This window comes from Listeria valentina (assembly GCF_011800755.1).
Classification (GTDB): Bacteria; Bacillota; Bacilli; order Lactobacillales; family Listeriaceae; genus Listeria; species Listeria valentina.
In genome coordinates this window covers 1-14,128 of sequence record NZ_JAATJW010000061.1, presented here as the reverse complement: position 1 = coordinate 14,128, position 14,128 = coordinate 1, and the positions used below count along the sequence as shown (strand labels likewise).

The 14,128-nt window shown below is 40.1% G+C and carries 12 protein-coding genes; 5 read left to right on the top strand and 7 right to left on the bottom strand.

Annotated elements, in window-relative coordinates; genetic code table 11:
* Window positions 1–259: 259 nt before the first annotated feature.
* The 5 genes from HCK02_RS11365 to HCK02_RS11345 all read right to left on the bottom strand — a co-directional run bounded on the left by HCK02_RS11365 (window position 260) and on the right by HCK02_RS11345 (window position 6,102).
* A complete protein-coding gene (locus HCK02_RS11365; protein ID WP_167630227.1) occupies window positions 260–1,123 on the bottom strand; it encodes an ATP-binding cassette domain-containing protein in 864 nt (287 codons plus the stop codon).
* Between the two features lie 68 nt (window positions 1,124–1,191).
* On the bottom strand, window positions 1,192–1,269 hold the full coding sequence (locus HCK02_RS14340) for a hypothetical protein (protein WP_484496935.1): 78 nt from the start codon (window positions 1,267–1,269) through the stop codon (window positions 1,192–1,194).
* 405 nt (window positions 1,270–1,674) lie between these two features.
* Window positions 1,675–3,951, bottom strand: coding sequence for a bifunctional metallophosphatase/5'-nucleotidase (locus tag HCK02_RS11355; protein ID WP_167630225.1), 2,277 nt, complete (start codon window positions 3,949–3,951; stop codon window positions 1,675–1,677).
* 132 nt (window positions 3,952–4,083) lie between these two features.
* Complete coding sequence (locus tag HCK02_RS11350) at window positions 4,084–5,340, bottom strand: GHKL domain-containing protein (RefSeq protein ID WP_167630224.1); 1,257 nt, start codon at window positions 5,338–5,340, stop codon at window positions 4,084–4,086.
* An 18-nt stretch (window positions 5,341–5,358) separates the two neighbouring features.
* The gene (locus tag HCK02_RS11345) at window positions 5,359–6,102 is read right to left on the bottom strand and encodes a LytR/AlgR family response regulator transcription factor (RefSeq protein ID WP_167630223.1); all 744 of its coding nucleotides are present in this window, start codon (window positions 6,100–6,102) and stop codon (window positions 5,359–5,361) included.
* Between the two features lie 291 nt (window positions 6,103–6,393).
* On the opposite strand from HCK02_RS11345, the gene HCK02_RS11340 reads away from it, so the two are divergent.
* The 4 genes from HCK02_RS11340 (at window position 6,394) to HCK02_RS11325 (ending at window position 11,149) form a co-directional block, all read left to right on the top strand.
* Entirely contained in the window at window positions 6,394–7,041 is a 648-nt protein-coding gene (locus HCK02_RS11340) for a cyclic nucleotide-binding domain-containing protein (RefSeq protein WP_167630222.1), read from the top strand.
* A gap of 77 nt (window positions 7,042–7,118) precedes the next feature.
* The gene (locus HCK02_RS11335; RefSeq protein ID WP_167630221.1) at window positions 7,119–8,144 is read left to right on the top strand and encodes a DUF916 domain-containing protein; all 1,026 of its coding nucleotides are present in this window, start codon (window positions 7,119–7,121) and stop codon (window positions 8,142–8,144) included.
* Entirely contained in the window at window positions 8,128–10,452 is a 2,325-nt protein-coding gene (locus HCK02_RS11330; protein ID WP_167630220.1) for an L-type lectin-domain containing protein, read from the top strand. The genes HCK02_RS11335 and HCK02_RS11330 overlap by 17 nt, the downstream gene beginning before the upstream one ends.
* A 25-nt stretch (window positions 10,453–10,477) precedes the next feature.
* The gene (locus HCK02_RS11325; RefSeq protein WP_246215589.1) at window positions 10,478–11,149 is read left to right on the top strand and encodes a WxL domain-containing protein; all 672 of its coding nucleotides are present in this window, start codon (window positions 10,478–10,480) and stop codon (window positions 11,147–11,149) included.
* Between the two features lie 38 nt (window positions 11,150–11,187).
* On the opposite strand, the gene HCK02_RS11320 is transcribed toward HCK02_RS11325, so the two are convergent.
* Window positions 11,188–12,696: an IMP dehydrogenase gene (locus HCK02_RS11320; RefSeq protein ID WP_167630219.1), complete on the bottom strand. Its 1,509-nt coding sequence runs from the start codon at window positions 12,694–12,696 to the stop codon at window positions 11,188–11,190.
* Between the two features lie 164 nt (window positions 12,697–12,860).
* On the opposite strand from HCK02_RS11320, the gene HCK02_RS11315 reads away from it, so the two are divergent.
* Window positions 12,861–13,469, top strand: a complete 609-nt coding sequence (locus tag HCK02_RS11315) for a LysE family translocator (RefSeq protein WP_167630218.1) — start codon at window positions 12,861–12,863, stop codon at window positions 13,467–13,469.
* Window positions 13,470–13,536: 67 nt separating this feature from the next.
* Here the strand turns inward: HCK02_RS11315 and HCK02_RS11310 are convergent, their stop codons facing one another.
* The gene (locus HCK02_RS11310; protein ID WP_246215588.1) at window positions 13,537–14,046 is read right to left on the bottom strand and encodes a DUF2165 family protein; all 510 of its coding nucleotides are present in this window, start codon (window positions 14,044–14,046) and stop codon (window positions 13,537–13,539) included.
* Window positions 14,047–14,128 lie beyond the last annotated feature (82 nt).

Here is a 14,128-nt window from a genome sequence, read left to right as displayed (position 1 = left end):
CTCCTAGAAATTTTAAACGCAAGTAGACTTCTTTTTCTAAAGATTCTCCAATCCACATAGGCATGCTAATTATGGCTAAGGTATTAAACCAATACCAATACTAATTAAAAAGTATTTATCAACGAAGTGGTAGCCATTTCCGAGAGGGAAATTTTTATATGAGATACATATTAGTACAAGCATTAAAATTGGAAAAGCTAGAGAAAAGAATATCGATATGGGTACTCGGAATTGAGTTTTTAAACTTAACCAAAGCAAACTAAATCAATCCTTTCTCAGCATGATTTTTTAATGCTAATAAGTAGCGTGTTTCTAATGTAGCAAGTTCAAATGTATAATTAATTTCGAAGCGCTTTAATACCGTTTTGAAGGATTCGAACTCTTGATCAGAAAAAACGAAGTATTGAATTGAATCAGAAGATTTAAAGCAAGTAGTTTTTATATTTGGTGTTTCTGGTAAAGCTTGTTCAACACGAAAAATACCATGATGATCAAATAAAGTGTTGAATTGAGTTAACTCTCCCCAAAAAACTATTTCTCCTTCACTCATTACTAAAATTTTGTTAATCCAATCAGTGAGCTCGTTGAAATAATGAGAAATTGTAAGTACAGTTGACTCACGTGTGTTTTTCTTTATGGAATCCATCAGGCTTTTTCGTTTTTCAAAATCTAAGCCTGACGTCAGTTCGTCAAAAATATAAAAGGGATAATTTTGTCCAAGTGTAAGTGCCAATGTTAACCGTTGCTTTTCACCACCAGAAAGATCTTTAATAAAAAGTTTTTTGAGATGTTCTAAGTTATATTGCTTGATTATAGAATGGATATTTTTATCATTATTGAATCCGAACACCATTTGAAATATTTCATATACCTTTAATAAATCACTATAATTATTTTGCTGAAAAACAACCCCTATATGAGAAGAGGGGATATCGAGATTAATCCTTCCTTTGAAAGAAATTAAATTTAGTATGCATTTAATAAGTGTTGTTTTTCCAGCGCCGTTCGCTCCAAGTATCGCCACTTTATCACCTTTTTCAATGGCGATAAAATGATTGTTGAAATTTATGATGTTCTTGTTTCTTATGGATACTTGTAAATCTTGAATGGTCATATCATTCATAGCTAATCTCCTTTTGTGCAGCATTAATGCAGCCAGCTAATGACTGCATTAGTGCTTTGTTTTTAGCGCTATTTAATAGTGGAAGCACAAGAACAGCAGCATGAACAAGAACAACAGCAACAGCAGCAACCGGCTGCATAATTCATCGCATCATTGTCGTTTTGAGATGAACCATAGCCATTTACTACATGTGAAGTGATTTTCATAAGATGTGGCCTCCTCGCAGTAAATTTTAGGTTTTTGTCGTGGGATTACACCTATAAACCCAAAAATAATTTTGTAAAATATTTACTATTCAGAATTTAGGGAACGCAGTTAAAAATGACTAGAAAATCAAGTGGAGAGTATATTTGTGAAAAAAGTAACAAAAAGGATTGAGACGCTAAAATAAAGCCCTTTTTAAATGATGGAGTGTTGATTACCGAGAGTTTAGCATAGAATAAATTTACTTGTCAATGGAAATCTCGAAAATCAAAAAATGTGCGAGGAAATGAGTTTTTATAAAAAACACAACTCACTTCTTTTCGAAGAAGCGAGTTGTGCCAAACAATTTATGATTTTCTAAGCCGGTAAATCGCTAGGCTCGTAAGGAAGATTCCTGCAAGCGAAGCAAGTCCCGCCGAGTCGCCTGTCGCAGGGAGCACGCCTTTGTTTCCTTTGTTTCCTGCAGGAGTAGTTGAAGAAGGTTTTTCTTGAGGCTTCGCTTCCGTGCTCGTGACAAGTTCACCGTCAGATTCTGAGGCTTCCGGCTCTTCTGGCTGTACCTCGGTCTCGGCCGTCTCGACCTGAACCGTGAATGCCGCGCTATTTCCAGCTTTGTCCGTCACGTGCACCGTGAGTTCATCGCCCGCCGCAAGCTTGAGCGAGGAAATTGCTAATTTGAACGCGCCTGATGAGTCAGCTGTGCTAGAAACAGCAGGTGCAGCTTGGACACTTCGTTCTGCTAACGCTTGACCCGCTTTTTGAACAGTGAGCGTTGCCCCGCCAAGCGTGCTCCCAGTCAAAAATTCATCCTGATCTGTCAGCTTGTCAAAATGAGTCGCATCCCGAATCGCTTTTACCGCTTCCTGAGCGAGCTGATCCGCTGATTTATACGTTTTTCGACCTTCCTCTTTCGCCGTAATTAGCTTCCCTTGTGCAGTTTGATCCTTGATATATTGAATAAATGTTTCCGTATCCGGATCAATGGCAGATACAAGTTTCCCCTTGGTGAACGCCGAGAACCCATCCCCGCCACCATAAAGGAAATCATTGATCACTACTTTATAAGATTTGTTTAAGTCAAGCGGCTCGCCATTTTGTGTCGTAACATTTGCCACTTTGTAAGCATGCTCGAGATCATCCGTATCCGTAAACGTATATTTCAATCCCGAAATCTGCAAGAAATAGCGCTCATCACTTAAGTACTGCTGATTCAGCGCTTCAAGAATAGTGGCCCCATCCAGTTCGACCACCTGCAAAATATTCCCAAAAGGCTGTACCGCTTGAGCCGCGCCCCAAGTGATTTGATTATTCGCATCCGTCACAAGATCTGCGCGGATACCGCCATTATTGGTCATCGCAAAATCCGCTTTTACACCCGCTTTTTCAGCCATTTCCAGCTGCGCATCCGTAATCAAATTGCCAAGCGCAGATTCTTTTGCATCAATCGCTGCACCACTTTGGTTAGTTTCTCGTGTGATCGTTCCATTATCCGTTTTTCCGATCGGTTCATTGATCGTATCCGCAATCCGGTCGGCCGCATCTTTCGTAATTGCTGTGATGGCGCCATCCGGTGTGACAGAACGCGAATTATATGTAATTTTCGCATCCGGTGTTTTCACAAAATCGCCCGTTGCTGGATCAATTTCCCCTGTAACATTTGAAAAAGCCTTGCCGTTGTTATAACTTTGCACAATCCGCGTCGTTCCAACAACCCCGTTCGTGTATTGGTGGTTATGTCCCGCAAGAACAAGATCGACCGAGTTTTCCGGATCGAGCTGATTGACTTTCATTATCATATTAGCTGCCTCGCCGTTCACATCTTTCCCAGTGCCCGTGTTCGGATTCCCATCAGAAAGCGCGGGAACATGCGACAGAACAACAATCGCGTTCACCCCTTGATCGCGCAGTATTTTCGCATACTTCGCAACCGTTTCCGCTTCATCAAGAAAATCATAATCCTTGATATGATTAGCGAGCACCAAATTAGGAATCTCCGTTGTCACGATCCCAATAAAACCAACCTTTTCCCCGCCAACCGTTTGAATCGTATAAGGCTTAAAGCCCTCCGCTACATTGGTTGTCCCTTTATCGACCACATTCGCCGCGACAATTTCCATATCGCTTTTCACACGAGGATAACTTTCGACGATCGGTCCAAACTTATCCGTTGAAACCCCATCCAAGATCCGCTTATACTCAGGAAGCCCTTCATCAAATTCATGATTTCCGAGTGTCCCCACCTTGAACTGCATCGTATCGAGTGCTTTCATCGTCGGCTCATCTTGAAGCAGCCCCGAAACAGCTGGACTTGCCCCAACCATGTCACCCGCTTGCACACGAATCGAGTTGTCTGCCGTGGCACTCGGATTTTGCGTCAAAAAGTCCGCTGCCGCAAGATCCAAATTAGCAGAAAGATAATCCGCGCCGCCAATCGCATTTCCGGCCGCATCTTTAGAAGCCGTGTCGAGCGCCCCGTGAAAATCATTAATCCCTAAAAATTGAACAGGAACAAGCGGTTCAACTGCCGCCACTTTGTTTCCATTAAACGGTAAAGAAATCCCCAAAACCAAACTTGTTGCGAGTAATAAATGTGCCATTCTTTTCTTCCAGTTTTTCACAAGCATACTCTCCTTTTATCCCTTTTTTGTAAACGCTTAACAGCTACATTTTAGCAAAGAGAGCAGCCGATAACAATTAATAAAGAGTAAAGAGACTGTGAATTTTTTTAATATACTGTCAAGAAACTCGGGGAAAGCCTACAGCGAATGAATGTGAAAACTGGCCGTGAATTTAGACTTGTCCACTTGAATCCCAGCTTCCGCATTGTCATAGCGATCCATGATTTTGAATAAAATCCCAAGACCACGTCCTTTATGACCGGCCTTTGTCGTAAAACTTTTCTTCGTAATCCTATCCGTATCAATCGCGACAGCAGGATCAATCTGATTTTCGACAGCAACAGCCAAATGCCCATCCGAATGCGTGAGCTTTATTTGAATGAACGGTTCTGATGCGTTCAAAGAAGCTTCAAAGGCGTTATCCAGTAAAATCGTAAAACTACGAATGAAGTCAATCAAATCAATGCCAACATAATTAATCGTATCCGGGACGACTAGCGCATACGGAATTTTATATTGGTCCAGCTTTTCCGTGTAAAGTTTCAATAACCCCTGAACGGGAGGAACACCAAGCTTCAATAATGCCATTTCATTTTGATGGAAAATATTATCATTGAAGTAACGCGTTTGTTGTTTAATCAAATCGAGCGCATCATCATTTTCTTGTTTCTTAATGTGAATAGCGAGAGAGAGCAAAATATTATGATAATCGTGCTTGAAATCATGTAAATTTTCAGCTTGTATATGGTAATAATCAGCTTGGCTAGCCAAATGGTTTAGTTGTTCCTGACTTAATTCGCTGCGGATAAAAAAAGCTGTAAAAATGATGCTGTTCGTTGAGTAAAGAAAAATAATGAGAGAACTGTAAAAACTGCCAAATGTGGTCGGCCACGGATAGAAAAAGTGAATTGTATTGACGATGAAAAGGCCCGTGATGAGGATAAATGAAAATAGATAATATTTTTTTACAAGATGGTCAAACATCGCATAAAAATCAAAGCGGTTCAGCAGATGGCGAATCAAGAAAGAAAAAAGCACGGTCAAAAGAAAATTGATCAAGGCAAGAACAAGCGGTGGCTCGGTCCAAAATAATTGTGAAAGATCAAATGTTAAAAACCAAATGAAGCCATTCATCGTGTACGCGGTAATTAATAAAATCGCAGATAGAAGCCACTTTTTGGTAAAAAAATAGAAATTTGTGAAGACGAGTAGAAAAATAAGCGCGAGCCCTAAACCTATCGAGAAGAAGTCGCGAAAAAGATAAAGTATAGCAAAAAGAGCTGTAATCGATAAGAGCATAACAGCAGTTTGCCGCTTATTTAAAAGAAGTTTGTAACTCAGAAGAAAAATAATGAAGAGCAGATTTAACATGTAATTGATTTCGCTAATTAACAAGTAATCTCCTCCTTTAACTTAATAGTATTCCTCAAAAGCATCGGTTATTTTTTTGATGATACGCTTGCTGACAACAATCTCATAACCGGAACGAAAGAGTACGTAACCCGACTTTTTTTCAATCGATTGAATATGATTGAGATTCAGAATGTATGATTTTAAATTAGTCATCATAAAAGGCGCCGTTAGTTGTGGCGCAACCTTACTGATAGAATTCCGAAAAATAATGTTTTCGCGTAGCGTATGCAAGCTAAGATAGCCGCGCTGATGTGGAATGCTTTCGATCAAAATAATGTCGTTTATATCAATAAAGTGAGAGAGATTCCCTTGTTTGATTTCAAAAACACTTGAATGCGATTGCGCTTCTGAAAGCAGCTTTTGCGCAACTTCGATAACTTGTTCTTCAACATTTTCAATTCTTTCGGGATCTTTCAGAATATAACCGGCAGGAAGAATACCGCGATTGATGATTTCTTCCGCTTTCCGCGCATCTCCAGTGATGAAATAAATAGAGCAGTGCGCATTTTGTTTGCGAATTGCTTCCGCTAAATCGACACCATTCATTCGTGTCTTAAAATCAATATCAAGCAAAAAAGCATCTGTTCGCTTAAGGCGATCTATTTGATGGGCATTCAGAAACTCATCTGCATTTAAAAACGATTCGATTTCAACCGTTATTGGGCGATGTTCTAAAAATTTAGCGAGCGTCTTTTCTAAATAATCTTTCTGTAAAAAGTTGTCTTCGATAATAAACAATCTCAATTTAATCACCTCAAAAAATGATGATAAGTGCCAAATATTGGTTGCAATGTTCTCCGATGAGATAGAAAACATACTATCATTAAAATATGAAATGTAAAATATTTTATATTAAAACAGTCATAAAATCGTCAAAAATAGCTGGGGTTATGCACAAAGTTTTACTTTGTTTTGCATCAACAATAAAAAAGATAACGATTATACTTTAATATAGCAAAGAAATTCTACGAAAACAATACTATCCAGCTGCTTAACCCACAATAAGATGATTAATAAAAGCATTGGGGTGTGATTATGGATTACTTAGATTGCTATCAGATATTAAAAAAAGACCATTTTATCGAAAATATAATTCGTGAACAATTAAGAGGACAAAAAAAGCAAATCAAGCCAGGAGAACGAATTTTTCTTGAGAAAGATCGCATTTTACTGATTGATCGAGGTGCCCTTGTTTTGTGTAGTGGAAATACTTTTCTTCGTAGCTTTAAAGCAAATGATTACCTTCATGCGATTGACTTGCAAAAAGAGCAAGAAGATAAGATGCTGCTGGAAGCGATGGAACATACTATTTTCCGCGAATATTGTGCCCAAGAGTTCTTGCAATTTTTAGAGCAAAAACAACTCCTTAGCAACTTCTTTTTACAGGAATTAGAAAAAGCCCAAAAATGGTCATATACGCAAGCAAATCGAATTATCATTTCAACAGAAGAACGAGTAATTTCTGTTTTACAAGAATTAGTAGAACGGTTTGGAAAACAAATTGCACATGGAAAAGTGATTTTGCCTAGATGGATCAAAATCGTCACTCTTGCAAAATTAAGTGGCTGTTCACGAAATATGGCCTCACGCAGTATCCAGTATTTAAAAAAACAAGGAATTCTTACGCAAGAAAAAAGCTTGTGGAAAATTAATGAGAAAGCATTAGCCAATTTATACTATTAGTAAGCAAAATAACAACTGAATTTTCAGATTTTTAAATAACGCATGCAAAATAATTTTTAAGATAAAGGGGGATTTAAATGAAAAAAGTATGCTACATTATCGCTTGTTTAGTAGCTATTTGCCTTATATATCCCAAGGAATCGTTAGCCGAAAATAAACCTTCTGAAATGGCTTACTATGTGGAAGCAATTATTCCGAGTAACCAAATAGACCAGACAAAAACTTATTTCGATCTTCTAGTGAAGCCTGGCGAGCGGCAAACTCTCCAACTACGCGTGCATAATGCGAGAAGCGAAGAATTAACTCTAGAAATTAAACCACATACAGCTCGTACAGGAACTGGGGGAGATATTGACTATAGTGGAGACAAAGAAAGTCCTCTTGCTGCAAGTTTACCCTATTCAATAGAAGAGCTACTCGAAGGAGAAGAACAAGTAACCCTCGGGCCAAATGAAACGAGAACTCTTTCATTCGTGTTAAAAGTCCCAGATAAAACATTTCAAGGCGTTTTGCTAGGTGGATTTTATATCCATGAAAAGAAGAGAAGCGAGCAAGCGGAACCTAAAAAAGAAGGCGTTTCGATCAAAAATCAATATGCTTATGTGATTGGCTGCCAAGTACGGATGGATAGAGAAGAAGAGCAGCAACAATTCACTTTGGAAACGCCCAAATTAACAAAATGGAATGACTTGCCAGCGATTCATGCGGGGCTTTCGAATGAAGCTTCGCGGATTCTTTCGAAGTATCAGCTACAAGGAGAGATTCGAAACCGTTCGGGCAAGAAAATACAAAAAATCAAGAAGCAGACATTTTCAATGGCGCCAGATTCAGTTTATCGATTGATGAACAAAGTGAGTCTAGCTGATTTTCCAAGCGGGAAGTACAGCTATTTCCTGACCATTAAAGGAGAAAATGAAGTTTGGCATCTAAAAAAGGATTTTACGATTTCAAGCGATCAAATTAAGCAAGTTCAAACGGCTAAGAAGACAAATGGCAATCGTTTTCTGAGTATCTTGATTATTAGTCTCATTGTGCTTTTGTTTCTTGCCATCGTTGTTTTTATCTTAATAAAAAGGAGAAGGAAAAATGAATCGAGCAGCTAAATGGTTGGTTTGTGTGGGCTTTGTCTTTGGCTGTATCACTGCATCTGAGATAAAAGTAAACGCGGCGGCGGAACCACCTGCTCATATTAAAAAAATGGATGGCATCTTTGAAGTGAAAGAAGGTTCTGCTTCTTCGGTGGATGAAAATGGCGTCGTCACGATTACGCCGAACACTAGTAATTCAGTTGGCTCAATTTGGAGCACAGAAAATAATTTACTCGACTTTACGAAAAATTTTCATTTGTCTACGTACCTTTATTTTGGTGAAAATGTGGCGAATGTAGGCGATGGTATGGCGCTAGTATTTCAAGCGGCAACGGATTCACCAACATGGTTTACGCATAATTCACTATCTATTGGTTATCTGGGTGATCAGCGTAATGATACATCTATTGGTATACCGAATAGTTTGGCGATCGAATTTGACTTATATAATAACCAAACGGATTCAGATGGCTGGTTTGATCAAAATGTACCCACAACCAATAAAGGGCAGCATATCGCTTATACCTGGCCAGGGGATTTGACTGAATACACGAGTTGGTGGGCTTGGTTTAATACACAACGGTCCATTCTTCACCATGATCCGCTTAGTTATCTTTTGACAGATGATAAGTGGATTCGACTGGATGTGGACTGGAATGTGGAAAGTCAGGTATTTCAATATGTCATCGATAACTCGACTATAGTTAACGTTCCTTATGAAGATTTATATAATCGCGTGTTATCAACTAATACGAAAGCTTACTGGGGTTTTACGGGGGCAACGGGAAACTATGCTGCTCCACAAAAAGTCGTTTTTCAAGAAGTCCCCAATTTGGTTGAAGTCGATCCAAAGATTGAAGTCTATAATGAAACGCGCGATCAAGCAGTTGTAGACGAAGGTGATGTATATACGGATGAAACTTTGCGATTCGATTATTCGGTGGAATATCTTAACGGGAAACAAACTTGGAATAGTGTAAAAGCAGCTTTGACAGGAGATCCCAATTTTGTATTGGAGCCAGGGAGTATTACCGTAACAGCAGTGATTGGCGGACAAAATCAAAGTTACCCGATGGATGACTCAGCGCTCGTGGATGGCATTTTGAATTTTCCTGTTGGTACAGCAAATGGACCGACTTTTGGACTTGAAGGGAATTTTCCTTCCAAAATGATTATTTCTTATCAAGGTCATTTTAAAGCAGATACTCCTGCGGAACCCGTTGTATTATCAGCTCAGTATAACGGTGATAATGCGTTTGTTTCTTCGCCTAATTTTACGCTACACCCCAAATCAAGTGCCGCGCCGCAAATTAGGTTTTCTGAAAATCAGAATTGGCAAGTGCTGGATACGGATGAAAGGAAAAGCATCTCGGGAAGTTTTACCGATCCGAATAAAGGAAGCTTGAATTTGGATTATTACTTGGACGGAGAGAAGATTCATCAAGAGCAGGTAGATAGCACATCAGGAAGCGGCGAGTGGAGTTTGGAGCTTTCAGCGGAACAAGTGAGAGAGCTCGCAAACGGCGAACATGAAATCAAAGTGACTGTGACAAATTTGGTCAGCCAAAGTGCTACGATTCAAGCGACCATGACTAAACGTAGTGTTCCAGCCATTGAAAAGTTTGCGCTTGAAAATGAAGCGGAAACAATTATTAAAGGAGGTGATGCGAGTTTTCAAGTAACTTTTCGAGATGGAGACAGCAGTCACGTGCAGTTTTTTTATCAGTTAGACGGGGCGGCACCAGTTGAAATTGGCACGCAAGAAAATTTAACAACCGGTGAGTTGCAAAGCTTTAATTGGAAATTAAGCACAAACGAACTCGCGATTGGCGAGCATACAGTGACGCTTTACGCGATTGACAGCGAAGGATTAGCCTCTAAAGAGGTTCAGCTTATTTTTGCAGTGGATGGCAAAGTTTCATTTTATGAGGCTCCACAAGATTTTACTTTGGAAACAGTACTTCCTAAGAAAAAGTCGTTGGTAAAGGTAGAACTTAGTCCGATTCAAATTGAAGATAATCGAATTCAAAAGTCCAATGTTAAGCTTCATGCGAGACTTACTCAGTCAGAAGATGGAGCGGAAGCTGGATTTCATAGTGCTTCAGGTTATCAGTTACCAAGCAATGTGTTTCGTTACCGTGATGGAGTGGGTGAAGAGCATGTGATTAATGAAGTAGGTGTAGATTTGTCGCAAACTAATTCGCAGGAAAGGATGGAAGTGGACCAAGAGGGCGAAGCAGGTTTTTATTTGGAACTAGCACCCTGGCTACATGCTGAAACCTATCAAGCGACCATTGAATGGCAATTGATTGAAGCGCCTTAAAGTGAATAAAAAGGAGAGAGAAATATTGAAAAAAGAGTTATTGGTTGCAAGTTTAGCAAGTTGTGTAGTTCTAACAGGTGGAGGTATTCAAGTATTGGCTGAAGATGTAGAGGGAGCTACGACTTCTGGAACAGTCAAACTAATCAGCCCAGCTGGGGAAGTAACGCCACTAGATCCAGAAGAAACAGTGGCTCCAGAAGATGGGAAGGAAACAGGAAATCAAGGTCCGTTAAGTATCGATTACGTTCCGAATTTTCTTTTTGGAGAGGTAGAGATTTCTGGTTCTACATTGACTTTACCAGATTTAAACTCTAATCCACTTGTTCAAGTGACAGACAACCGCGGAAGTGGGGCAGGATGGACCTTAAAGCTTAGTGCAACGCCTTTTATCAACAACGAAGATGAAACCAAACAATTAACAGGCACAACACTTAGCATTGGCGGAATCACGCCAGAAGCTGTAGATGAAACCAATACATCTACTGCACCAACACCATCTGCTCAAACTTATGGAGTGAGTGATACATCCGCTAAAACATTACTACGGGCTGGAGCAGATGCTGGAATGGGAAGCTGGAAAGGAAAATTTAAAACGAGCGACGGAGCTAACTCGGTTTCGTTAACGATTCCAGCAGGAAATAAAATCGGTTCCTACACAAGTACTCTCACTTGGTCGCTTGCTAATGCACCAGAATAAAAAAGAAGGCGAATTGACAGATTCGCCTTCTTTTGCTTTTAATTCATCGTTTGATTTGAAGCATCTTTGACAACAACATCGTGGGCGCCGCCTTCAACGATTGAAGTAGCGGAAACGAGTGTGATTTTAGCTTTTTGTTGTAATTCGGGAATTGTTAGCGCTCCGCAGTTACACATTGTCGAACGGACTTTGTTCAAGCTGATCGCTACGTTGTCTTTTAGCGAACCTGCATAAGGAACATAGGAATCAACGCCTTCTTCAAATGACAATTTTTTGTCGCCACCCATGTCATAACGTTGCCAGTTGCGTGCACGGTTAGCGCCTTCGCCCCAATATTCTTTCATGTAGGTCCCGTTTAAATTGACTTTGTTTGTTGGGCTTTCATCGAATCTCGAGAAATAGCGTCCAAGCATGATGAAATCTGCACCCATTGCAAGCGCAAGTGTCATATGATAGTCATAAACGATTCCGCCGTCTGAACAAATTGGAATATAGATACCCGTTTCTTCAAAGTACTCATCGCGCGCTTTTGCTACGTCGATGACAGCCGTTGCTTGGCCACGTCCGATTCCTTTTTGTTCACGAGTGATACAAATCGAACCCCCACCAACACCAACTTTAACGAAGTCAGCGCCAGCTTCAGCAAGAAAGCGGAATCCGTCACGGTCAACAACATTTCCTGCACCCACTTTGACAGTATCGCCGTATTCTCCGCGAATCCAGTCAAGCGTGCGTTTTTGCCACTCAGTGAATCCTTCTGACGAGTCGATACAAAGAATGTCAGCACCGGCTTCAACGAGTGCGTGTACACGTTCCTCATAGTCACGTGTGTTGATTCCTGCACCAACAACGTAACTTTTATTTTTGTCGAGCAGTTCAAGTTGATTTTCTTTATTGGAATCATAGTCCTTGCGGAAAACGAAATAAGCTAAATGATTTTTTTCATCTACTAGTGGGAGTGCGTTCAGTTTGTTGTCCCAGATGATATTGTTGGCTTCTTTTAGCGTTGTTGTTGCTTGTGCGGTGATTAGTTTTTCGAACGGTGTCATGAAGTCACGAACTAATTCGTCTGGGCTCATGCGCGTTACGCGATAATCACGGCTTGTTACAACGCCGAGCAATTTTCCGTTGGGGCTGCCGTCTTCTGTTACAGCCATTGTGGAGTGTCCTGTCTTTTCTTTCAAGTCAAGAACATCTTGCAGTGTTTGATCAGGACGGATATTGGAGTCGCTCACAACAAAACCAGCTTTATGATTTTTAACACGTGCAACCATTTTTGCTTCGCTTTCAATGGATTGTGATCCATAAATAAACGAAACGCCGCCTTCTTTAGCAAGTGCAATTCCCATCTCATCACCCGAAACAGCTTGCATGATCGCAGAAACTAACGGGATGTTCATCGTAAGCTCAGGTTCTTCACCTCTTTTAAACTTTACAATTGGTGTCTTAAGATCCACCTTTGTTGGAATACATTCGGAAGAGGAATACCCGGGAACGAGTAAAAATTCACTAAACGTACGAGACGGTTCACTAAAATAAAATGCCAAAGCAAAACACTCCTTTTTAAGTTTTAAATACTTTCATTATTCCAGTAACCGGGCATAATGTCAATGCCTTCGCTTGATTTTCAGAAAAGAAAGCGAAAAAGCATTTAAATCCGAAAAATCGTTATGTTACAATGGAAACACTAACCAAGAAAGTGGGGCAGCAAATGATCAATTATTATGGTTTTTTATTTTTAGTTACCATGCTCATTTTGGTTCCCGGACCAGATTATGTCATCATTACGAAAAACACCTTAGCTTCGGGCGCGAAAAGCGGCTTTCAAACGGTTCTTGGAACGGTTTCAGCGCTCCTTTGTCACACCATATTTGCGGTCGTTGGGTTGTCTGCTTTGATTGTCAAATCTGCTTTTTTATTTAATGGACTTAAATACATAGGGGCTATTTATTTGATTTATTTAGGCGTTAAAAGCTTGTTCGCAAAAGAAAGCCTTGTGTTAGCGAATGGTGAAGCGAGCGAGACGAGAAATGCTTATAAACAAGGACTTGTTACGAACTTATTCAACCCAAAAGTGGCCGTTTTCTTTTTAACTTTCTTGCCACAATTTATTGCAAAAGGAAACACGAGCTTTCTCCCATTTGCGGAACTTGGATTGACTTATGTTGTCTTGACACTCGTGATTTACTGCGTCTATGTTCAATTTTTAGCGAAGATTCGCCGATTTATGGAAAGCCCGCGTGTGCAAAAAGCAATCAATAAAATTTCAGGCGTCATTTTAATAGCTTTTGGAATGAAATTGCTCACGGAAAAAGCCTAAAAAAGCAGAAACCGCTGGACTCGCTCAATTGAAAAGGCACGTCCATTTGGTTTCTGCTTTTTAAGTTTTATTCGGCGGAATCTTTTTCCGGGAACATAAATACGATCAACATTCCCAGTGCGACTTGCGTGATGCCCATCGCGGTTTCTTTACCATTCCACGCTTCGGATTGCCACATGGCGAACCATTCGGAGCCGATCACGACGAAGCCCACATACCAGATTAGGAAAATGAGGATGAACATCAGATAGCCAGACCACTTGCGTGATTTAAACTCGGCTGCTGGTTTCTTGTAAGCCCGCAACAGGTTGATTGCCGTAAACCAGCCAAGGAAAGCGACGATGCCCTCTGCTACGATAATCCCCCAGTAGGCGATAAGCCAGATTGTATGATTGTCGATCGAGCGCCACATCAAATCGTTTCCCTTAAATGTTGTGTCCATCGAAAGGACGTGACGAACAAATTCATAATTGGAATTGAAATCCATCAAATTCCCCAAAAAGACAAATGTTGCAAAGAAGCCAAATAAAAATACAACAATGATTTGCATGATTCTTTGCCAGTTTAATGATTGCATAATAATCCCTCCTCGTAAAATATATTTTAGAAAGATAAATGATCTTCCCTAAATGTTTCATTTCTTTTCCTTACGGAATAAG